Source organism: Streptococcus australis, from assembly GCF_003943615.1.
GTDB lineage: Bacteria > Bacillota > Bacilli > Lactobacillales > Streptococcaceae > Streptococcus > Streptococcus australis_C.
The window spans coordinates 343,930-366,739 of sequence record NZ_RJPZ01000002.1; the positions used below are offsets into that span (position 1 = coordinate 343,930).

Sequence of the window (22,810 nt, forward strand, 5' to 3'; positions counted from 1 at the left end):
TGAAACTTATGTTCCAGGGGCTTTTAGTTTTTTACCAGTAGAAATATCAGATAAAACGAAGCAACTTACATCTTTAGCTCTCAATCATGCTATGTAAAGACCATTTCCCTGTTTCTTCATATTGCCTTATTAATTCTTGAGAAGTTTGAGTGATTTCTGAAGGAAAATGGAGGCTTTTTAATGTATTGACCGCATTCTTCGTTACTGCCGCCCCCTGCTTTATCTGATAATCAAAGACAATTTCCCCGTCAACATAACGACTATCAAAATGATAATTATCATTGACTGCACCAGACGCCGCGACTAACTCAATATCATGACTCGAAATCATATACAAGCAATCGTGTCTAGATAGCCAGCGGACAATCCCCAAGCCAGATCCAATTCGCTCAATGGTATTGGTTCCCTTAAAGAGTTCATCAATAAAGAAATAATGAAAACCAGACTTTTCCAGACTCTCAATCATTCGGAGAATCGTTTTGCTCTCTGTAATAAAATAACTATCTCCAACCTCGATATCATCACTGACATCCATAGAGGTCATGACATGTCCATAAGAAAGCTCCAAACTTTCACCATAGGCGAAGCCCAAGCCCTGAGCTAGAATACAGTTAATAGCTACCATTTTCAGATAAGTAGATTTCCCTGAGGCATTATCTCCACTAATCACCATATTTTTTTCAAAACGAACATCGTTAGCAACCGGATCCGTTAGTAAAGGATGGTAGACTCCCTTACCTTTAATCCCGACTTCTTGTTTAAAGCTGGGATGACAGACCAAATCAACATCACGCTTATGGCGTAGAAGGCTGATGGCTACTTCCAATTCTCCCAAAAGATTGATCGCTTCCTGAGCTTCTTTCTGATGAATCCTCACTTGCTGATAGATATAAACTTGAGCAATCTGCGGAATTAAGAAAAGAAAATTAAGGTAAATCAGAATAATTTCCATATCTGAGCTTCCTGTTGGACTTTGTAAGATTCCGGAAATAACTTTCGTCTTCTTAAATGGTTGGACAGCCTGTTTGAGGGCTTCTTGTTTTGGAATCGCTAAATGGCTAAGCTTTTCCGCTGAAGCAAAGATACGAACCAAGTAACTAACTCGATCCAAGCGCATTTTATTCGACCAATTCCGAATGCTCGAAAAAATGATATTGAAGGTCGCACTCGCCACCAAGACCATCATCGCTTGAATTTTAAAAAATGGAAGGAAGAAAAGAGAGAAGACCGGCAAACAGGCTAAGAAAATATAGAGAGAAAGATAGATCTTCGAATCCTGTTTCCCTGGATTAGCCACAATACTTCTAGCCATATTGTGGTTCTTTTTTCCTAATTGGTTCATGACAACTTGAACCTTGAGACGAAGATCAGGGTGATGGTCAAAAAAATCCTCTAACTCCTGCAAGGATGCTTCTGGTTGAAATTTAATCAAACGCATCTTCTGATACAAGGCCTCAGCCCCTATACTAGACTGTGTATAATTCAACTGATCAAAGACTCTATAGAGGTCCAAATCATGCCAAGTCTGACCGTCTACTTGGCTATCTGTCGGTTGGAGTGCAGAAGCCAAGAGCATTGTTTCCGCTAAACTTTCTTCACTATCTTTTTTTATGAAAAAAGGTTTACCCTCCCAAGCCTTGGCTAATTTTTTTCTCAGAAGAATCGTTGATAGCTGATTTGTTAGAGTCATAACGATGATCAGTCCAACAAATCCAATTGGTAACCATCCAAGTTTGTCCATTCCTTCATTCGCCCCTTCCTATTGCCAATTCAAATTCACACGTTCTTTCACTTCCTGGTAGGCTGTATCGACACGCGCCTTTGTTTCGTCATCCAATTGATCCCGATACTTGCCTCCCTCAATCCAGTCCTCCAAGATATAGGTCTGGAAATGATAGAGTTCATAGCCTTCAGGAGAATAACTGTCCTTTGGCGTCCGGTTGACCCAAGTAGGATGAGCTGTTGCTGTTTTGATCCGAGTCTTACGTCCTACCTTCTCAATGGTTATATCCATCAGGACACCCCGTTCGGTCCATTGAGCATTGTCTATCCCTTCCATGGTTTCCAGTCGCTGATTCGAAAGGAAATTCCCCATCGAATAAATAATCAACTTCTGTTGCCCATCCTTATCCACAATCTCGGCTGGTTGGACGACGTGAGGATGGCCACCCAAGACAATATCAGCTCCCCAAGAAATCATCTTATGGTATAGTTCCTTTTGTTCCTCTGTTGGCTCTAAATCATATTCAATCCCCATCTGAGGCATGACAATGGTAATGTCCGCTTCCATCTCAGCTTTTTGGATTTCTTGACGCATCCGCTCCTCATTGAGATCCGATAGACGATTGTCATAGTCCTCTTGTTCCAGATTATACTCCATCCCATTAAAGCCGTAGGAATAAGCCAAAATTGCAATCTTGATTCCATTTACTTCCTTGATCAGGATAGGGGCTTGATCTCGCATCTCATGCGGATAGACACCAACCGTTTGGATCCCTGCATCTTCAAAGGCTTTCGCAGTCGAAAACAGCCCTTCCAAGCCAGAATCGAGGATATGGTTATGCCCCAGGTCCATCACCTGATAGCCTGCATCCTTAATCGAAGCAACGACCGCACCAGGGGCATTGAAAAGTGGATAACCCGAAAGTCCATAATCCGAATTGATGGTTCCTTCAAAATCTCCCAAGACCAGATCCCCTTGCTTCAACCATTCCTGAGCATAGTGATAATTCTCAGAAAAATCATAGCTTCCATCTTCCTTGGCGGCACTAATATAAACCAAGTCATGGTAGAGTTGGTCTCCATTTGCCATGATCCGAGCTGTATGCGGCAACTGATCCGGATGGATTTCTTCTTGCTTTTCAACCACTTCCGGCATCTCTAGTGCTGTAATGGGGAAACCATTCCATTTTTGAACCCATAAAACCAGATTCGCGGCCGCAAATACTGTAATCAGTAATCCATAGACAAACTGTTCGTTGGTCAAGCGAAAAGCAGTCACCTTTCCCAAGCCAATATCAAGCCATTCATTTAGCATCGTGAGGATATCTTTCCCAAGCTCACTCCATCTCTTTAGGAGATCCTTCCAATTCTTCATCTTCTTCTCTTTCTATCCATTTCTCTTGCTCTCATCAAAGGCCACTCCGTCATCTATCAGGCCTTTTTTTCATTGTAACACAATTTTGACAAAAGAAAACAGACTGACCTAAACTTCCATGAATAGATAAACGGAGGGACTAAAGAAATTAAAAAAAGAGGGCTCAGAGCCCCCTTTCTCAATCATTCTTTTAGTGCATTTGTCTGAGTAGGTCCCCGTATCCCTCTGCCTCCATTTCCTCTTTAGGAATAAAGCGTAGAGAGACCGAATTGATACAATAGCGAAGACCTCCTTGGTCTCTTGGCCCATCGGTAAAGACATGGCCGAGGTGGGCATTGCCTGAGCGGGAACGAACTTCAATTCGCTCCATCCCGTGACTATGATCCTGGTAATAGTGAACGACATCTTTCGCAATAGGACGAGAGAAGCTCGGCCATCCACAGCCAGACGCAAACTTATCCTTGGCAAAGAAGAGAGGTTCCCCTGTCGTAATATCCACATAAATGCCCTCTTCAAAGGTCTGGTCATAGGCATTGTGGAAAGGACGCTCCGTCGCACTTTCTTGGGTGACTTGGTACTGCTCCTCTGTCAATCGTACCTTTAATTCCTCCTGACTGGGCTTTGGATAGGCTGCCGGATCAATCAAGGGTTGGTCAGCATCTGTCACATCAATATGGCAATAGCCTCCAGGATTCTTCTTGAGGTAGTCTTGATGGTAGTCCTCAGCCAAGATATAATGGCGTAACGGTTCTAGCTCAACTGCGATCTTCCTTCCCAGTTGCTTTTCTTGCTCCGCAAACACTTGGGCGATCACCTCACGATCTGCCTCGTCTCGGTAATAGACACCCGTCCGGTACTGGCGTCCTCGATCATTTCCCTGCTTGTTAATGGACAAGGGATCAATTACGCGGAAGTAATAGAGCAAGATCGCGCGTAGAGTGATCTTGTCTGGATCATAGACGACCTGAACGGTCTCTGCGTGATCCGTTTCTTTGATCAATTGGTAATTGGTCGTTTCCACCTGGCCATTGGCATAGCCCACAGTCGTCTTTTCTACACCAGGGATTCGTGAGAAATACTCCTCTAAGCCCCAAAAACAGCCCCCTGCTAGATAAATCTCTGCCATCTTTTTTCCTCGCTTTCCGCATTCCCTAAGAGGAATGCTTGATATCTATTAGCTCCATCATAAACCAACGACCTTTCATTTTCAAGGATTCTGCATCAAAAATCCCTTCTACTAGATGCTAGTAAAAGGGATCAGACTAGTTTTATTTTTCAAGGAAGAAAAATAATGAATAAGAAAGGTTCCATAGAGATAAACTTAACTGATGAAAAAAATCATGCACGAGAGACATATCACACACCTCCTCAATATTTCTTAAGCAAACACTAATTGGCTTACAAGATCATGCTTGGTCCATATACCTGTAACTGAGATTTCACAGCTTCGTAATGCCAGTGATCATAAGCTCGCCAGGCTTGAAAGGACTCTTCATTCAAACGAATCCCACTCAAACCAATCAATAAACTCGCATTCTGATAAAACTTCTCCAACTCGATCAATAGGCGATTGTCTACCTGTCTTGCCCTCAATAAAACTTCCAAAATATGATTTAGATTTTCCTCAAATCGAAGGGCATCTGGACTGGGGATAAAGTCCCTAGAAAAGGCTGTTCGGAGAGTTTTGATCATCGTTCTTGCTTCTTGAATCACATCCCTTTCTCCCATATAAACCACCTTCCTTTTCACCTTCATTGTACACCTTTTTCTCTCTATAAAAATGAAATTTCTCTAAAACTAGGAACAGAATTTTTCTTACTTGACCAGGAAACAAAAAAGAACTCCCCCAAGCATCCACTTGAGGAAGTTCTTTTCGAAAGATTAGTCAATGTAGTTCAGTTTCCCACGGAAGTCTTCCAGGCTTTGGTAGCCTTTTTCTTCCATGATGGCTTTAAGCTCAGCTGTAATGCGGTCAAAAGCCCCAACTCCTTCCTTATGAAGCGTGGTTCCGATTTGCACCATACTAGCGCCACAAAGGATATGCTCAAAGGCATCACGACCAGTCAAGACCCCACCGGTTCCCACAACCTGAATCTCTGGATTCAGACGTTGGTAAAAGGCATGAACATTAGCCAGAGCAGTCGGTTTGATGTACTCGCCACCAATTCCACCAAAACCGTTCTTAGGACGAATCACAACGGATTCATCCTCGATATAGAGGCCATTTCCGATCGAGTTGACGCAGTTGACAAACTTGAGTGGGTATTTGTTAAAGATCGCTGCAGCTTGATCGAAGTGGACAATATCAAAGTAAGGTGGTAACTTGATGCCAAGAGGTTTAGTGAAATAGGCAAAGACCTCTGATAAGATTCGATCAGTCGTCTCAAAGTCATAGGCAATCTGAGGTTTACCAGGAACATTGGGACAAGAAAGGTTCAATTCCGTCAAGCCTTTAAAGTCACTGTCTTGCACCTTTTTCAAGATGGTATGGGTTTCCTCCGGGGACATACCGACTAAAGACAAAAAGTAAGTCCGATTCGGATCAGAAGTTTGTAACTCAAGGAGGTAATCTAAATAGTAATCCAAACCTTGGTTGGGAAGGCCCATCGAGTTAATAGATCCTAGCGGCACATCTTGGTAGCGTGGCTCTGGGTTCCCTTGACGATACTCCAAGGTCGCAGTTTTCGTCACAAATGTTCCCGCAGTAGAATTCTTTACTTCTTCAAGTTCTGCAATTGTCATACAGGCTACACCCGCGGCATTCATCAGGCAGTTGTCAAACTCAAAACCTGCAATAGTTGTTTTTGTCGATACCATCTTCTACTCCTTGAAATAAATTCTTACAGTCATTATAGCATGAAAAAGAGGATGGATGGCTAAAAAAATGAAAAAGAGGAAGGATCGTCCGGAAATAACAAGACATTACTCGAAAAGGAGTAGATTTTCGCTCAAAAAAAGGCTAAAAATCGTATCATTATTTCAACTGGAACAAGTCCAAGGTAGGTATCTTTTTACCATCCTCTATCAGCTGTGGAAATTTTCTGAAAATTCAACTTTTTTCTTTACAAGTCAAAAAAAGTCTGTTATAATGTTCCACGTAATAAAACATGACATTGCTTCTAGCAGTGCCTCCAGATGCCAGTAATTAGCCAATTTGCTGGAAGTCGTTTCAATCAAAAAGGAGAAACAAGATGACAACTGCAAAAGAATATATCCAAAGCACTTTCGAAACCGTAAAAGCTCGCAACGGTCATGAAGCAGAATTCCTTCAAGCTGTTGAAGAGTTCCTTAGCACTTTGGAACCTGTATTTGAAAAACATCCAGAATACATTGAAGAAAACATCTTGGCCCGTATCACTGAGCCAGAACGCGTAATTTCTTTCCGTGTTCCTTGGGTAGACCGTGATGGAAAGGTTCAAGTGAACCGTGGTTACCGTGTCCAATTTAACTCAGCTGTAGGCCCATACAAAGGCGGACTTCGTTTCCACCCAACTGTAAATCAAGGGATCTTGAAATTCCTCGGCTTCGAACAAATCTTTAAAAACGTCTTGACTGGACTTCCAATTGGTGGAGGTAAAGGTGGATCTGACTTCGATCCGAAAGGCAAAACTGATGCTGAAGTGATGCGTTTCTGCCAAAGCTTCATGACAGAATTGCAAAAATACATCGGACCATCTCTTGATGTCCCAGCTGGTGATATCGGGGTTGGTGGACGTGAGATCGGTTACCTTTACGGCCAATACAAACGCCTTAACCAATTCGATGCCGGTGTCTTGACAGGTAAACCTCTTGGTTTCGGTGGTAGCTTGATCCGTCCAGAAGCAACTGGTTACGGCTTGGTTTACTATACTGAAGAAATGCTTAAAGCTAACGGCGACAGCTTTGCTGGTAAGAAAGTCGTGATCTCAGGTTCTGGTAACGTAGCCCAATACGCTCTTCAAAAAGCAACTGAACTTGGTGCAACTGTCATCTCAGTCTCTGACTCAAACGGCTATGTCATCGACGAAAACGGTATTGATTTTGACCTTCTTACAGACGTCAAAGAAAAACGCCGTGCTCGTTTGACAGAATACGCTGCAGAAAAACCAACTGCTACCTACTACGAAGGTTCTGTATGGACTTACGCTGGCAACTATGACATCGCCCTTCCATGTGCGACTCAAAATGAGATTAACGGTGAAGCTGCGAAACGTTTGGTTGCTCAAGGGGTTAAAGTTGTATCTGAAGGAGCTAACATGCCTAGCGACCTTGAAGCTATCAAAGTCTACAAAGAAAATGGTATCCTTTACGGACCTGCTAAAGCTGCCAATGCTGGTGGGGTTGCTGTATCTGCTCTTGAAATGAGCCAAAACAGCCTCCGTCTTTCATGGACACGTGAAGAAGTGGATGGTCGTTTGAAAGATATCATGACCAACATCTTCAACACTGCTAAAACAACTGCAGAAACCTACGGTCTTGGTAAAGATTACCTTGCTGGTGCCAACATCGCAGCCTTTGAAAATGTTGCAAACGCTATGATTGCCCAAGGTATTGTTTAATTTGATTCTTTTGCCACACCTCTGAAACCCCTAGTTTCGGAGGTGTTTTTTTGATAAAAAAAGAGAGTGGGACAGAAATCAGTAATTCGTTAGAATTCGATTTCGTCGTCCCACCTCCGCACAGTTGAGTAGGGCTGTAAAAGCTGATGAAATCAGCGTAGTAGAGTCCACTCAACCACTGCGTTTCGCTCGACAATCCAAAGACAATTGAGAGGCTAGGACTTTTGTCCCAGCCTCCTTTTTTTTATAAATCATCCAAGGCATCTTTCACCTTATCAAAGAAGCCTTTTTTCTTTGGACTTACCTTGATATCACCAGCTTCCGCAAATGCACGAAGGGCTTCTTTTTGCTTGTCATTTAGACCTGTTGGTGTCACCACATTAACAGTTACATATTGATCTCCCACAGATCCACCACGCAAGCTTGGTGCTCCTTTGCCACGGAGGCGGAATTTCTTACCAGTCTGGGTTCCTTCAGGGATGACTAAGTCGACATCGCCGTGAACCGTTGGTACATGAACCGTATCTCCAAGAGCAGCTTGAACAACGTTCAAGTTCAATTTATAGTAGATGGTTGATCCATCCCGTTCGAATTTGTCGCTTGGCTCAACATTGACGACTACATAAAGGTCTCCGTACGGCCCCCCATTAAAGCCAGCTTCTCCTTGTCCAGAGAGGCGGATTTGTTGACCTGTTTCGACCCCAGCAGGGATTTTCACGCTAACACTGTGGGCTTGTTTCTCATGCCCAGTCCCATGACAGGTAGTACAAGGATCCTTAACTTCCTTTCCTCGACCATGGCAGACATCACAGGTGACTTGGCGACGCATCATCCCAAGTGGGGTTTGCGTATCCACATTGATGACACCCGAACCATGACAGCGTCCACAAGTTACTGGACTTGTTCCTGGCTTAGCACCAGTTCCATCACATGTCCGACAGCTAGCTTCCCGATGGTACTTCACTTCCTTCTCAGTTCCAAAGATGGCTTCTTCAAACTTGAGATTTACGCGGTACTGAAGATCATCTCCCTGACGTGGAGCATTGGGATTGCGACTTCCACCTCCACCAAAGAAGCTTGAGAAAATGTCCTCAAAGCCACCAAAGCCAGCGCCATCAAAACCACCGAAACCACCAAAACCACCGTTGGCTCCTGCAGCACCGTATTGGTCATAAGCCGCCCGCTTTTGTTCGTCACTTAAAGTCTCATAAGCTTCTTGAACTTCCTTGTACTTTTCCTCAGCGCCAGGCTCCTTGTTGATATCTGGGTGATATTTCTTAGATAATTTCCGATAGGCTTTCTTGATCTCATCTTGAGATGCATTTTTCGAAACGCCCAAACGGTCATAAAATTCAGTATTGTTCATACAAGATACTAAGAGCGAACAGAAAGCGACTGAAATTTAGGAAACCGACAAGAAATCCTGATTTCTTAGGAGGTTTATCTAATTTCCAAGCTTTCCGCTCGAGTTCAATTTCTCGAACACTCTTTATCCTTTCTATTGATATTGTGAATCAAACCACGATTTAGGTCGGGTTCAATTCCTTTCTTTTACATTGAGTAAGAAACTTCAGAGCTCAGCTACAATTTACCAAACACTCCTTGTTCCTTTCTATAATTTTTATGTAAATCTTTAGAGGGTGTTTTCTATACTCTGCTTCACTTGATCAAACTCTTCATCCGATAGAGTAAACATCAAATCCTCTTCAGCATACCCGTTCTGTTCTTTAAAATAGTTGTCCGTATTCTCTGCCAACCCTAGACTTAGAATCACTTTTCTTGCAAACTCTTGATGTGCAAAACCGATAGCCGTAATGATTTGTTTATCTTGGACAAGAACTTTCGGTTGGAAATTCTCACGTGGAAGAAATTTAAAATAGTCAAAGAAGTTTTGCCAAATTCCACCTGTAAATTTCGTTTCGTTCAACAAGCCTGCTTTCGCCAATAAAAGGGGCGCTGAAGAAATGGCTGCAATTAGGATATCTTGCCCATCAAGACTTCTCAAAAACGAGATCAATTTCTCATCTTGTAGAGCAGGACCTATATTTACCATTCCTGGCAAAATCACACAAGAATAATCTTCTATACGGATTTGATCCAATGTTTTCGTCGGTTGACAGGGCAAACCATCCTCAGAGACAACTATTGAATTCTCAGAAGCTACATAATCAATCGTGATATCAAAAGACAGAGCTAAAGTACTCGTTAAAGTGGTTATCTCATAAAGAGAAAAATTAGGATAAATAATACAAAGTACTTTTTTCATACGCAACATCCTCTATTTTACCGAAAAACAGAGGCTGGGTTGCAACCTCTGGATTTCTTCTTATCATTACGACGTTCTAAACGAGTTAGGCCGAATTGAGCACGCCCTAACCTCTTGGTGAAAAAGATAAATCTTTCTAGAAACTAAAGTTTCTGCGTCAGATTTCCTATTTTCACTGTGAGGTTTTAACGGGCTTTGCATCTTACTTTTCAGTAAACTCTCCGTCTACGACGTCATCGCCTGCATTTCCTGTTGCTTGGGCGCCTTCTGCTCCTGCTTGAGCTTGTTGGGCTGCCGCAGCTTGTTCGTAGAGTTTCACAGCAAGTCCTTGAGCTTTTTCGTTCAATGCTTCAAGTTTTGCTTTCATTTCGTCCAAGTTGTTGTCTTCTTGGGCTTTCTTAAGCTCATCAAGGGCAGCTTGGGCAGCATCACGTTCTGCATCGAAGCCTTTACCTTCAGTTTCCTTGATTGTCTTCTCAGTCGCAAAGATAGCTTGGTCTACTTCGTTACGAAGGTCAACTTCTTCTTTACGTTTCTTATCTGCTTCAGCGTTTGCTTCTGCATCTTTCATCATGCGGTCGATTTCTTCGTCTGTCAAACCTGAGTTCGATTGGATAACAATGGTTTGTTCTTTTTGAGTTCCAAGATCTTTCGCCTTAACAGATACGATACCGTTCTTATCGATGTCAAATGTTACTTCGATTTGAGGGATACCACGAGGTGCAGCTGGGATATCAGTCAATTGGAAACGTCCAAGAGTCTTGTTATCTGCTGCCATTGGGCGTTCACCTTGAAGCACGTGGATATCAACAGCTGGTTGGTTATCTGCTGCAGTTGAGAAGACTTGTGATTTAGATGTAGGAATTGTTGTGTTGCGCTCGATGAGTTTTGTGAAGACACCACCCATTGTTTCGATACCAAGTGACAATGGTGTTACGTCAAGAAGAACAACGTCTTTGACATCACCAGTGATGACACCACCTTGGATAGCTGCACCCATAGCAACCACTTCATCAGGGTTTACTGATTTGTTTGGTTCTTTACCAGTTTCAGCCTTAACAGCTTCAACAACGGCAGGGATACGAGTTGAACCACCGACAAGGATTACTTCGTCGATTTCTGACAAGCTCAAACCTGCATCTGAAAGGGCTTGGCGAACTGGAACTTTTGTACGTTCTACAAGGTCACGAGTCAAATCATCAAATTTCGCACGAGTCAAAGTCATTTCCAAGTGAAGAGGTCCAGCCTCACCAGCAGTGATGAATGGCAAGCTGATTTGAGTTGAAGTCACACCAGAAAGGTCTTTCTTAGCTTTTTCAGCTGCGTCTTTCAAACGTTGAAGAGCCATCTTGTCTGTTGACAAGTCAATGCCGTTTTCTTTCTTGAATTCTGCAACCATGTGGTCGATGATTTTTTGGTCAAAGTCGTCACCACCGAGTTTGTTGTCTCCTGCAGTTGCCAATACATCAAAGACACCATCACCGAGTTCAAGGATAGATACGTCAAATGTACCACCACCAAGGTCAAATACCAAGATTTTTTCTTCTTTGTCAGTCTTATCCAAGCCGTAAGCAAGAGCTGCTGCAGTTGGTTCATTGACGATACGTTCTACTTCAAGACCAGCAATTTTACCAGCGTCTTTAGTTGCTTGACGTTGAGCATCGTTAAAGTAAGCTGGAACTGTGATAACAGCCTTGGTTACTTTTTCACCAAGGTATTCTTCAGCGTAGCCTTTCAAGTATTGAAGGATCATAGCTGAGATTTCTTGTGGAGTGTATTCTTTTCCGTTAGCAGAAACTTTTTCAGAAGTACCCATCTTAGATTTGATAGAGATAACTGTATCTGGGTTTGTGACTGCTTGACGTTTTGCAGCGTCACCAACGATGATTTCACCGTTTTTGAATGAAACTACAGACGGAGTTGTGCGGTTCCCTTCTGGGTTTGCGATGATTTTGCTTTCAGTTCCTTCAAGAACTGCAACTGCTGAGTTTGTTGTACCTAAGTCAATACCGATAATTTTAGACATATGTTTTTTCTCCTTAAATTTTATCTTCTTTTTTTCTTTTTGATACTCTTCTTAAGTGGCGACGCCGTCAGAGCTTGACTTCGTCAATCTCTTTGACTAAACTTTGAGCCTAAGGTCTCAAAGTTTGCGAAAATAGCGCCACGGCGAAGAGTATCGCCTTTGGTTCGCTTCGCTCACTATTGGCAAAGCTAAACCATTGTTTATCTTTCTTTCATAGTTTATTGTCGTTTCGGACAAGGTTTTTAAGTTCTCTAGCCTAGTTGTAGACAACGACCATGGCTGGGCGTAGGATGCGGTCATGGAGTTTGTAGCCTTTTTGAAAGACTTGTGCGATGGTGTCTGCTGGATGTTCATCATCTGCAGGAACTGTTTGGATGGCCATGTGGTAGTTATGGTCAAATTCTCCGTCTGCCGCGATTTCTTCGATTCCTTCTTCTTTCAGAGCATGAATCAAGCTTTCTTGAACCATTTCTAGTCCTTTTTTAACATCATCTGTCAACCCTTCTACGGCAAGGGCACGTTCAAGGTTATCAAGTGATGGCAAGATTGCTTTTGCCAAATCTTGGCTACGATAGCGTTGCAAGAGTTGGCGTTCTTCATTGGCACGACGTTGAATATTTTGCATTTCTGCGTGGGCACGAAGGTATTTGTTTTCAAATTCTTCAGCACGCGCTTGTGCTTCTTCTAATTCAGAAGGTTGGTTGGTTTCCTCTACAACTTCTTCAGTTGTCTCGACAACTTCCTCTTCTTTCACGTCTTCTTTTTTGATTTCTTCTGTCAAGGCATACACCCCTTTCATTTGGTCTTAATTTACTTCATAATGGTTGCTGTTGAGGTAACGGTAGTAGTCCGTTAACTTCATGACCAGCACTCGGCCGATAACATTGACGAGGCTAATCACACGCCTGTAATCCATCTCTACGGGACCAATCACATGCATGAGGGCCATCCCACGATAAGGAACCAGGAATTTGTGACTAATCACGGTCACATTTTTCAAGGCCTTCTCTTGGGATTCAGCAACCAGGATCTGGGTCATTTGGTCCTCCGCCATCCCCCCTCGCAACTCAAGAGCTACGTGTTGAGGGTTATCTAAGAACTGATAAGTCTGAAGATCGGCGTAGGTTAAGGATGAAACCTTTCCTTCTACAAAGACCAGTTCTTGAAACAATTGCGAGAAGACGTAATCAAACAGATCCAATACATTGTCTGTCGTCTTAAAATAGCGCTGTACAATCTGTGGAATCTCCGTCCGCAAGCGGTAGTGGATATCCAAAACTGTATTTCCAATGAAACGTTCTTGAACCAACTGATGGAAGATTTCCAAGTCACTGGTTAAGAAATTCTTTGGAATCGCAAACTGGACGGTAACAGGCTTTGATTCATCCAAGGTCAGAACCGCTAAGGCATCGTGGTTGGATAATGGAACAATCTCAAAACCAGTCAAGCGCTGTCGTGTCGGTTCAACATCCTGAATGACTGCGGTGTAGCCCGTCATCTGGGCCAGCAACTTAGCCGTAGCATCCAAAATATCATCTAACTTAAAGGCCTCAAAATCAAAGGCTTTCACCACCTGGTAGACATCTTGTTCATCAATCAGCTCTAGGTCAAGTGAGTTCTGAACAAAATATTGAAAACCAGCTCGGCTAGGCATTCGGCCACTCGAAGTATGGGCTTTTTCTAATAAACCTTTCTTTTCGAGGGCAGCCATGTCGTTTCGGATAGTGGCACTACTAGATTGAATGACATCTTGCAGTGCTTTTGAACCGACTGGTTCGTGGGTCTTGGTAAAGATATCAACGACAAGATTTAGAATCTCATTTTGACGTTCTGTAACCATGACCTCACCTCTCTTTCGTATTTAGCACTCTAAACACTCAAGTGCTAAACCATGATTCTATTATACACCCTCTCAAGAGAAAGTCAAGAGAAAAATCCAAAAAATTAGCACTCTTTTTCAAAGAGTGCTAAAAATCATTCTTAAGACCGATACTTGTCTAAAAAAGCCTATAAACCTGCTTCTTTCAATTTTTGAATATATTCTTCTAAAACCAGCTGATGCTTGACCATATACTGGGCATTTTCTACACCAACGTAGCGGAAATGCCAGTTTTCATAGTCCACACCTGTAATCGCATTTTTCCCTTCTGGATAGCGGAGGACAAAACCATACTGGGGAGCCAAAGCAATAATCTGCTGGGCTACCTCTTCAGACTGTCCATTTGGAGCACTCATATCAATCGCAAGACCCGTTTGGTGTTCACTAGCACCTGGAACCTGTACTTGAGCTTGAGCTTGAGCTTCTGCTTCCTCATGAGAAAGTCCCGTAGCTTCTAATTGCGCTACCCGCTCATTATAGAGTTCTGTTTGCTCCTCCACACTTCGATAACCCGAAATCAAGGATTCTTCAGGCGCGACAGCTCTCGCCGCTGCTAGAAACTGTTTCGTTTGCTCTGCAATCCGACTATCCACCTTGATTTCTTCAACATCAACTAACTGAGGGTTCAGCTCAGCTAACTTGTTGTCCCGATTGACCAGGACTAGGTTCCAATCCTTAGTAGAAACTTGAGGAAGGTCTGTTTTAGGTTTTTCTTCCTTTTTCTCAACCTTTTTTGGAGTGGTTGTTTCTACTTTTCTATCTTCAACAGAGCTCATATGAAGCCATTGAGGTTTCAAATAGAAAATACCCACTCCTGCTCCGATCAGACAGAGACCTAAACAGCAGAGCACGATCCAGCTAACTTTCTTTTCTCTTTTCTTGGCAAGTTTGTATTTAGTCATGATCTTCCTCTAACAATTTTGCTCCAACCTGTCGGTATGACATATCTCCAACTGCTTCTAGTTTAAGTTGGCCATCCTCATACTCAATAACAGTCACACTACCATTGTCCAAGACAAATTCTTTAAAAGCCTTTGGATCAATCAGGTAAATCAAGGTGCTGATGGTCATCCCATGACTGACCACGATGGCATTGCCACCACCTTGAGACTCAACATCCTTGGCAATTGCCGTAAAGCCTTCCAAAATTCGATCACGAAGAGTTTCCCAAGACTCTGCCCAGCCTGCTGTATCCACTTCGACAATTCCTTCAGCCAACTCCATCAAGCTCAAATGATGGAAATCATCGACCCGAAAGACACGTGGCAGAACCCCCATAAAGAGTTCTCCATCGTAGGCGCCATCAAAGCTTCCAAAACACCATTCGCGAATACGCTTATCATAGCGATAAGGAATTTTACCTGTTAACCCTAATTCTTCTAGCACAATCCCCATGGTTTGAATGGTTCGACCAGAGTCACTGGACACAGCTTGTTGGAACTGGATTCCTGCTTGACGCAGACCAATCCCTAATTCATGAATCCCTCGTTCGCCAGCTTCCGTCAAGGGACTATCGGACCACCCTTGGGCGCGACCGATCGTATTAAACATGGTTTTTCCGTGACGGGCAATATACAATTTTGTCTTTGCCATTTCTATCCTCCTGCAATTGTTTTCTTCTTATATAAGATATCTTATTATTTCACATCAATTTCTTCTGAGTGAGCCTCTAACCAGTTAGCACCTAGCTTGCGATAAGACTCATCACCGATGGTTTGGATCGAGAAGCGTCCATTTTCGTATTCGACAAGGGTAACACTGCCATTTTCAACCCTTGGATCTAGCATAATCTCTGGATTTAAAATGCACACAAAGGAACCGATGGTCATGCTATGACTGACAACAAGAACATTTCCACCACCCTTAGCTTCAACTTCTTTCGCAATCTCTTCAAAACCATCTACAATCCGTTTTTTCAACACATCCCATGGTTCAGCCCAATCGGCTGTATCCACTTGGTAGATCCCATTCGCTAACTCTTCTAGTGTTAACTTCTTGTAGTCTTCTATATCTAGAACACGGGGAACGACTCCACGGAACAGCTCTCCTCCATAGGCACCATCAAAACTTCCAAAACACCATTCCCGGATCTTTTTGTTGAAAGTATAAGGAATCTGATCTGTGAGTCCAAGCTCGTCTAAAACAATCCCCATGGTTTGAATGGCACGACCTGAATCGCTGGAAACAGCACGGACAAAGTCCAAACCAGATTCTCTCAAACCAACCCCCAATTCACGGATACCTTCTTCTCCTTGAGCAGTTAAAGGCGTATCCGACCAACCTTGAGCACGACCTATCGTATTAAACATGGTTTTTCCATGCCGAATAATAAATAATCTTGTTTTCGCCATGTGATCTCCTTTTACGTTCTTCTATTATATCATTTTTTATAAGGAAACTGGCATCGATGACCTCTAGATTCACTTTCACTACCTTGGTCAACAGTAAAAGCCCTGAGCAAACAGTATGCTCCAGGGCCATTTTTTAATTTTTAAAACTATGAACTGGGGCTGGAATTTGACCACCACGGGCAATAAAGTCAGCTGACGAAGCTTTGTTAACTTTCATAACGGGGGCAGATCCAAGAAGTCCTCCAAGCTCTAACATATCGCCTTCTTTTCCATAAGGAATAATCCGAACTGCTGTGGTCTTTTGGTTGATTACTCCGATAGCCGCTTCATCGGCAATCATAGCTGCAATGGTCGTATCTGGAGTATCAGCTGGAATGGCAATCATATCCAGACCGACTGAACAGATGGCAGTCATGGCTTCCAATTTTTCCAGGTTGATATGACCTGATTGGACCGCCGCAATCATCCCCTCATCTTCTGAGACTGGAATGAAGGCACCTGACAAACCACCGACTTGGTTACAAGCCATGATGCCGCCTTTTTTCACTTGGTCATTGAGCAAAGCCAGTGCTGCGGTTGTCCCGTGGGTTCCTACTACTTCAAGCCCCATAGCTTCAAGGACACGGGCAACCGAATCCCCAACAGCTGGAGTTGGTGCGAGAGACAAGTCTACAATCCCAAACTCCACACCGAGACGTTCACTAGCCATTTGACCCACTAATTGACCGACACGGGTAATCTTGAAGGCTGTCTTCTTAACGGTTTCTGCCAATACATCAAAGCTTGCACCTGGAACTTTTTCAATCGCCCGTTGGACAACACCAGGACCAGAAACCCCAACGTTGATGACAACATCCGCTTCACCGACACCGTGGAAAGCCCCTGCCATAAAAGGATTATCTTCTACTGCATTGGCAAAGACCACCAGCTTACCTGGCCCCATCGGATCTGCTTGGGAAGCTTCTTTAATGATACGGCCCATGTCTCGGACAGCTGTCATATTGATCCCTGTCTTAGTGGAACCAATGTTAACCGAAGAGCAGACAAAATCGGTCTCTGCTAGAGCGCGAGGAATGGAATTGATGAGGATTTCATCCCCTTTTTGGTAGCCTTTTTGAACCAGGGCTGAGAAGCCACCGATAAAGTTGACCCCAACTTCTTTAGCCGCACGATCCAGCGCCTTGGCAAAGGGCACATAGTCTGTCGCATTGGTTGCTGCTCCAATAATGGATATAGGAGTAACCGAAACCCGCTTATTCACAATCGGAATGCCGAGTTCTGCCGCAATCTCATCCCCGACAGCTACTAAGTCCTTGGCCTTTGTCACAATCTTCTGGTAGACTTTTTCAGCCGCCTTATCGATATCTGGATCAATACAATCTAGAAGGGAGATGCCCATGGTGATGGTCCGAACATCAAAGTTCTGCTCCTCAATCATGGCAATGGTTTCTGTTACCTGTTTAATGTCCATATTTCTACCACCTCATTCTTACAAATTGTGCATGGCATCAAAAATCGCTGCGCTCTGGATATTGATTTTTACATGAAGAGACTGACCGAATTCTTCTAATTCTGAACGAAGCTGTGTGAAATCTTTTTTCTCATCTGACGATACGACCGCCATCATGATAAAGTATTCATCCAATACAGTTTGAGAGATATCATCGATATTGAGTCCTAATTCTGCCACTTTCGTTGCAACACCCGCTACGATTCCTTTTTGGTCTTTACCAACGACTGTAATAATTGCTTTCATGTCACTGCTCCATTCTATCTATTTGCTTCCATTGTAGCATATTCCCCTTAAAATCGCCCTTCTCAACTGGGAACGTTTGGATATTTTCCGCGTGTATAAAAAATAAAGGCTGGATCTACATCCAACCTCTCTATCGACTATTCAATCTTTTAGGATCCCTTCCTTCACGCGCACGGTACTCTCATACTCGGCTCCAGCTAGACGGTCAAAGGGAAAGCGACGACTGAGCAAGATGATGGCAAGGGTGAGGATCAGGTACAATAAGAGCACAAAGAAGAGCAATAAAATCATAGATAGAGTCAAAAGGGAATTGTCCGTCAAATCCTGATTCAAAAGCGAGATCAAATAGAACAACCCTTGGGGAATCCAGTAGAAATAGCCTACCACTAGGATTCCTCGCCAGATGGTACGAAGCCATTTTTGCTTGTCAAAACGCAAGCGGAATTTTACCAAAGCCATTCCCAAGGTTTTGCCCCGCCACAAGGGAAGCAAACTAAAGTAAAGCACCAAAACCGCTACATAGGGAATCATCTCTAAACGCTCGATTACCGCATAAAGCAAGGATAGCATCACAAAGTCAATCAAGAAAGCAAGACCCATCCGGAAACCAGATACTTTCGTCCCTACTCGGAAAGAATGCTCGTCAATCTCATCTCGTGTTGGCAATAACCAAACCAGGAACCAACCAAGCAAGTAGCCCACTCCACCACCAGTGGTATTTTGAATAATATCATCGACATCTGCTAGGCGGTAAGGGCCCGGATACAGAAAGTAGAGACCTGATAACTGGGTCAGCTCCAAAAAGAGACTAAAGAGGGCTGTTAGGAGAATCGTTTTCTTAAAACCACACTTGAAATAATAACGTAGATACATCCCAAAAGGAATCAACATTAGGACATTAAAAGCTGGTACATAAAAAGTTGGATGCTTGATAGCCTGAAGCCAAGTACCAGTCTGCGCTAGATCAAAGGGGCTCTCCTTGAAAAAATCCACCACAAAAGCAAAGGGATGGAGATTGACCATTTCCGAGTAGCTAGTATGGATCTTACTCGGATCTGGCAGAGGCAAGACTACCAAGAGATAGACCGTCATCAAGTAAAGCATAAAAGAATAGAAAATCAGCACCCGCAATTTATTGACCGAGCCATATTTTCGATAATTCAAAATCATGTAGGGCAAGGTCAGCAAAAAGGCCAGGAAAGGAAAGAGCTGAACAGCTGTTTTGATTGTAGAAATGTATCCCATTGTGTCTCCCATTTACCGTTATAAAAACACCCTTTGCACAATGACAAAAGGTGATTTTTTCATTGATATAGAGTATTATACGGCCTGGTAGAGGAAGAGTCAAGGAAACAGGATGAAAACCTAGCTCAATAGTCGGCTTAATTGCTACCTCTCCCCTTCAAGCTTTTACTTCCGATAAAGACCAATAGATAACTCACAATCCCTGAAAGATGCAATAGCGTTGAGATCCATCCGGTGATTACTGGTAAGAGCATGAGACCAGATAGAAAAATTAAGAATAGATAAAGCCATTTTACGGTGCGTGACAATTCTTTCCACACGTTTGGCAGGAGCATAATCCCTCCGGTCACAAAGGCATAGCCGACGGCAGAGATCCCTGTTGCCTGAATGTCCTGCCCGCGTGTTAAGAATTGAAAAACGATGGAAGAGAGGACTGTCGCCGTCACAAAAACGATTAAGACTTGTATGGAGCCTCTTTTTCTTTCTAGCAGTCCACCGAAGGGAAGGATCATGAGTCCGTTTAAAATCAAATGAACCCATAAAAACCAGACAGGAGCTCCTTTACTGCCATGCATCAGGGTCCCACTGACATATTGCCAACCATACACCGGCTTCGAATGAAAAGCCAATAGGTCATACATAGCATCCCCATAAAAGGAAGTCAATAAACCGAGCAACAAACAGATTAGAGCTATCGTACTGATAACAGGATAGGTTTTTATCATCGTTTTCATTTTAAAACTTCTTTTCTGTAAATAAATCAATTGTCTCACCTTGAGTATACTTTCATTATACCACCCCTTAAACGAAAATAAGATCACTTTTAAAAAGTGATCCTAGTTTCATTAAACAACTCCAACCTCTAACTCCCATTTCACGCCCGGCCACAGAGACAAGGTTATTTAACAAGAAAATGCCAGTAGATATAATTGAAGATGAAAATCCAGATTGGTTTCCAAAAAGTGAGAAAATTGCTAAAGGCATGCAAGAAGATGGGTAACCGGATATCTTTAGATTTCTTATAGGCAGTTGCGAAGAAGAGCCCTGAACAGAAATAAAGAGAAGAGGTTACAGGGTCCCGATATTGATGGATCAGATGAAAGGCCGCAAAGAGAAAGCCCGAAAGCAAAACGTCTAAATGAAACTTACTTTCTTTAAAGAAGACATTCATCAGATAGCCTCTAAAAATAAATTCTTCGATCATAGGAGATGTAACAGTTGCTAGGACAAAAAACAGAGTACCCGAAATACCAGGGCCATTTAGATAAATGGAGGATGGCAATTTGGTTTGATGAACGACAGGAACCAGCAAATCCTGAAAAGTTTGCAGCACCCACCTTTCAACAAAGAACCACAAGAGCACCAGAGCAAAATACCCCAGATAGTGCCACTTCCATTTCTGTATATTTGAACGGACGACTATCTTCTGTCTTTTGAACCACAATAAAATGCCGATGAGAAGCAAAGAGTAGAGAATCAAATAGATGAAATAAAGAAAACTTACATCACCATTGAAAACTCCAGTTAGATAGATACCAAGACCTTCGATCCCAAAAACAAATAGATATAACAGGAACAGTAAAGCGACTCCATGTTTGGCATATTTCATATCATCTATTCTCCAATATCATTCTTTCGTACAATTATGTACAAGTATAACACATGGAAAAACTTGTAGGCAAGGTAGCCCTCAATTGTCCCTTTTTGAACAGAAAGTGTCATCTTCTTTTGTTTTTTACTCCACTTTGCTAGAAGAAAACAGCCGTTTAGATTTTCTAACCTGACGATTCTACAATATATTATTCCTTAATCATCTGGACGATTTTGTTTTGAAATAGCTGAAAACCTTTGTTTCTTCAATTAAAGAACAAGGCAAGGACCTATTCATCCCTCTTTTTCACGATATCGTAAGGACTCACTCCAACTTTCAGAATACCGTAGCGAATATTTGACTTTCCATTTCAGAGGGTATATACTTATATTAATCTGAACTAAATAGTTTTAATTTTTTAAATGAACTGTCTTGAACTCAGATTAAAAAACTATTTACTTAACGGAGGTGGCGCTATGTCATTAGAAGATAAATTAAACCAAGTTAAAGGTTCTGTTAAAGAAGGTCTCGGTAAAGTAACCGGCGACACAAAAACAGAAGCTGAAGGCGTTGCTGAAAAAGTTGCATCAAAAGCAAAAGAAATTGCTGAAGATGCAAAAGAAGCTGTTGAAGGAGCTATCAACGGTGTGAAAAACATCCTTCACAAAGACGATAACTAATCGTTAACATTCTGGAACCACCCTATTTTCTACAGTCTTATTGGACTTGGAGAGATGGGGTGGTTTTTGTTTGCCATTCATTTGTAAACGATATATTAGGAATAGAAAAAACACCTTGCAAACTGCAAAGTGTTTTCGTTTGTATTCTGCTTTCCAGTAACGAATTAACGTTTAGAGAACTGGCTAGCTTTACGAGCTTTCTTAAGACCTGGTTTGGAAAGTATGAATTTCAGTTGGACTAAAAACAGCGTAATATCAAGACTTTTCTCCGCTTTTATAAAAGCGTTTTTCCAATCAAATTCAACTAATTTTATCTAAATGGTGTGGATTTTACCCCCAAAATTACAGAGAATGGAGCTGATAAACACTAAACGTTCACACCATTAGTTAAATGATTTTTTTCATCATTTTTCTTAGATGATAGAACTTCTAATTTATTTCTTATTCAAGCAAAAACAACCTGCTATAAGTAAGAAAGAGGAAGATACAAGAAAAACACGGCGTAAAAACCGATTCAGTTCATTGTCCTCAATCCTTGTCTGCTTCATTTTCTTTTACGAGATCGTTTTGTGAATCTTTTTCAGAGAGTTTTTGATCAATATACTTGTCAATGTTTTCATAAAATTCCTTGGTCGCTTCACTATCTAATGTTGGCGAGTTCTGAACTTGATTCACTTTCAATTGAACAGATTGAATACCGTAAGAGGCTTGTTTTTGGTGGAGTGTTTCTAATTCTTCTTCTGAAATCGGATCTCCAACAACCGTCAAGACCAATTCATTGTTACTTGACTTGTAGACTTGATTAATAACCGTATAATTGGCGAACTCTTTTCCTACAAACTGTTTGATCCCTTCTTTGCGCGCTTGTTCTATTGTCAGAGTAACTGCCGAATAGCTAGCTGGAAGAATCAACAATACAATCAAAGAAATCAAGCCAATTCTCATTTTAATGCTCAGCTCTTTAAATGAAGTTAAAGGAGATTTTCTCATCAAAATTCTTGTTCCAACAATGTTGGCTAGCATGATAAAGACACAGTTGATCAAGAAAAGATAGAGAGCCCCCAATAAAAATCGTACATTCCCATTAGCTAAACCATAGCCAGCAGTACAGATAGGCGGCATCAAAGCTGTAGCAATGGCTACTCCTGGCACGATATTGTTTGCTTCTTTTTTTCTTGAACCAATGACACCTGCTATCCCACCCGCAATAGCAATGAGAACATCCCAAATGGTTGGAGAGGTTCGTGCAATCAATTCGCTACTTGCATAAGATAAGGGAGAAATCCAGAAATATAGAGTCGAGACAAGCAAACTGACCAATACTTGAGTAAATAAAACCCCTAGAGATTGCTTGATTAAACGCGTATCAAAAATAGCTAAA

At 42.3% G+C, this 22,810-nt stretch carries 21 protein-coding genes; 2 read left to right on the plus strand and 19 right to left on the minus strand.

The features are described from left to right. Nucleotides 1–73: 73 nt before the first annotated feature. The 5 genes from D8785_RS03550 to D8785_RS03570 all read right to left on the minus strand — a co-directional run bounded on the left by D8785_RS03550 (nt 74) and on the right by D8785_RS03570 (nt 5,914). On the minus strand, nt 74–1,741 hold the full coding sequence (locus D8785_RS03550; protein WP_125374515.1) for a MutS-related protein: 1,668 nt from the start codon (nt 1,739–1,741) through the stop codon (nt 74–76). Nucleotides 1,742–1,759: 18 nt separating this feature from the next. Beyond that, entirely contained in the window at nt 1,760–3,037 is a 1,278-nt protein-coding gene (locus tag D8785_RS03555; protein ID WP_260469863.1) for a CapA family protein, read from the minus strand. Nucleotides 3,038–3,287: 250 nt separating this feature from the next. Then, nucleotides 3,288–4,223, minus strand: a complete 936-nt coding sequence (gene msrB, locus D8785_RS03560) for a peptide-methionine (R)-S-oxide reductase MsrB (RefSeq protein ID WP_125374517.1) — start codon at nt 4,221–4,223, stop codon at nt 3,288–3,290. A 272-nt stretch (nt 4,224–4,495) separates the two neighbouring features. Continuing rightward, complete coding sequence (locus D8785_RS03565; RefSeq protein WP_260469860.1) at nt 4,496–4,825, minus strand: helicase BlpT; 330 nt, start codon at nt 4,823–4,825, stop codon at nt 4,496–4,498. A 153-nt stretch (nt 4,826–4,978) separates the two neighbouring features. Continuing rightward, the gene (locus D8785_RS03570) at nt 4,979–5,914 is read right to left on the minus strand and encodes a dihydroorotate oxidase (protein ID WP_125374519.1); all 936 of its coding nucleotides are present in this window, start codon (nt 5,912–5,914) and stop codon (nt 4,979–4,981) included. Nucleotides 5,915–6,288: 374 nt separating this feature from the next. Between D8785_RS03570 and gdhA the strand changes: the two genes are divergently transcribed. Beyond that, nucleotides 6,289–7,635 carry an NADP-specific glutamate dehydrogenase gene (gdhA, locus tag D8785_RS03575; RefSeq protein WP_117744673.1) on the plus strand — a complete coding sequence of 449 codons (1,347 nt, stop codon included), beginning with the start codon at nt 6,289–6,291 and terminating at the stop codon, nt 7,633–7,635. A gap of 244 nt (nt 7,636–7,879) precedes the next feature. Here the strand turns inward: gdhA and dnaJ are convergent, their stop codons facing one another. The 13 genes from dnaJ to D8785_RS09840 form a co-directional block, all read right to left on the minus strand. Further along, nucleotides 7,880–9,001, minus strand: coding sequence for a molecular chaperone DnaJ (gene dnaJ / locus D8785_RS03585; protein ID WP_125374520.1), 1,122 nt, complete (start codon nt 8,999–9,001; stop codon nt 7,880–7,882). 267 nt (nt 9,002–9,268) lie between these two features. Continuing rightward, on the minus strand, nt 9,269–9,901 hold the full coding sequence (locus D8785_RS03590) for a DJ-1/PfpI family protein (protein ID WP_125374521.1): 633 nt from the start codon (nt 9,899–9,901) through the stop codon (nt 9,269–9,271). Between the two features lie 202 nt (nt 9,902–10,103). Continuing rightward, nucleotides 10,104–11,927, minus strand: coding sequence for a molecular chaperone DnaK (gene dnaK, locus D8785_RS03595; RefSeq protein ID WP_125374522.1), 1,824 nt, complete (start codon nt 11,925–11,927; stop codon nt 10,104–10,106). A gap of 256 nt (nt 11,928–12,183) precedes the next feature. Further along, nucleotides 12,184–12,726 carry a nucleotide exchange factor GrpE gene (gene grpE / locus D8785_RS03600; protein WP_023027243.1) on the minus strand — a complete coding sequence of 181 codons (543 nt, stop codon included), beginning with the start codon at nt 12,724–12,726 and terminating at the stop codon, nt 12,184–12,186. Between the two features lie 6 nt (nt 12,727–12,732). Continuing rightward, a complete protein-coding gene (gene hrcA, locus D8785_RS03605) occupies nt 12,733–13,767 on the minus strand; it encodes a heat-inducible transcriptional repressor HrcA (protein ID WP_023027244.1) in 1,035 nt (344 codons plus the stop codon). A 167-nt stretch (nt 13,768–13,934) separates the two neighbouring features. Continuing rightward, entirely contained in the window at nt 13,935–14,708 is a 774-nt protein-coding gene (locus tag D8785_RS03610) for a M15 family metallopeptidase (RefSeq protein ID WP_125374523.1), read from the minus strand. Continuing rightward, nucleotides 14,701–15,399: a histidine phosphatase family protein gene (locus D8785_RS03615; protein ID WP_023027246.1), complete on the minus strand. Its 699-nt coding sequence runs from the start codon at nt 15,397–15,399 to the stop codon at nt 14,701–14,703. Before D8785_RS03615 ends, D8785_RS03610 begins: the two co-directional genes overlap by 8 nt. Nucleotides 15,400–15,443: 44 nt before the next feature. Next, nucleotides 15,444–16,157 (minus strand): histidine phosphatase family protein, encoded by a 714-nt coding sequence (locus D8785_RS03620; protein WP_125374524.1) that lies wholly within the window; start codon nt 16,155–16,157, stop codon nt 15,444–15,446. A gap of 133 nt (nt 16,158–16,290) precedes the next feature. Beyond that, a complete protein-coding gene (locus D8785_RS03625) occupies nt 16,291–17,628 on the minus strand; it encodes a PFL family protein (protein WP_120701636.1) in 1,338 nt (445 codons plus the stop codon). A gap of 18 nt (nt 17,629–17,646) precedes the next feature. Continuing rightward, nucleotides 17,647–17,913, minus strand: a complete 267-nt coding sequence (locus D8785_RS03630) for an ACT domain-containing protein (protein ID WP_048716309.1) — start codon at nt 17,911–17,913, stop codon at nt 17,647–17,649. A 141-nt stretch (nt 17,914–18,054) separates the two neighbouring features. Then, complete coding sequence (locus D8785_RS03635; protein WP_048688602.1) at nt 18,055–19,158, minus strand: VanZ family protein; 1,104 nt, start codon at nt 19,156–19,158, stop codon at nt 18,055–18,057. 137 nt (nt 19,159–19,295) lie between these two features. Continuing rightward, nucleotides 19,296–19,892, minus strand: coding sequence for a rhomboid family intramembrane serine protease (locus D8785_RS03640; RefSeq protein WP_125374525.1), 597 nt, complete (start codon nt 19,890–19,892; stop codon nt 19,296–19,298). Between the two features lie 164 nt (nt 19,893–20,056). After that, a complete protein-coding gene (locus D8785_RS09840; RefSeq protein WP_260469861.1) occupies nt 20,057–20,491 on the minus strand; it encodes a CPBP family intramembrane glutamic endopeptidase in 435 nt (144 codons plus the stop codon). 734 nt (nt 20,492–21,225) lie between these two features. Here D8785_RS09840 and D8785_RS03650 point away from each other — a divergent pair. Continuing rightward, nucleotides 21,226–21,429 (plus strand): CsbD family protein, encoded by a 204-nt coding sequence (locus tag D8785_RS03650; RefSeq protein ID WP_125374527.1) that lies wholly within the window; start codon nt 21,226–21,228, stop codon nt 21,427–21,429. Between the two features lie 528 nt (nt 21,430–21,957). Here the strand turns inward: D8785_RS03650 and D8785_RS03660 are convergent. Next, nucleotides 21,958–22,810: DUF389 domain-containing protein (locus tag D8785_RS03660; protein ID WP_142999347.1), on the minus strand; the 853-nt coding region annotated here is incomplete at its 5' end.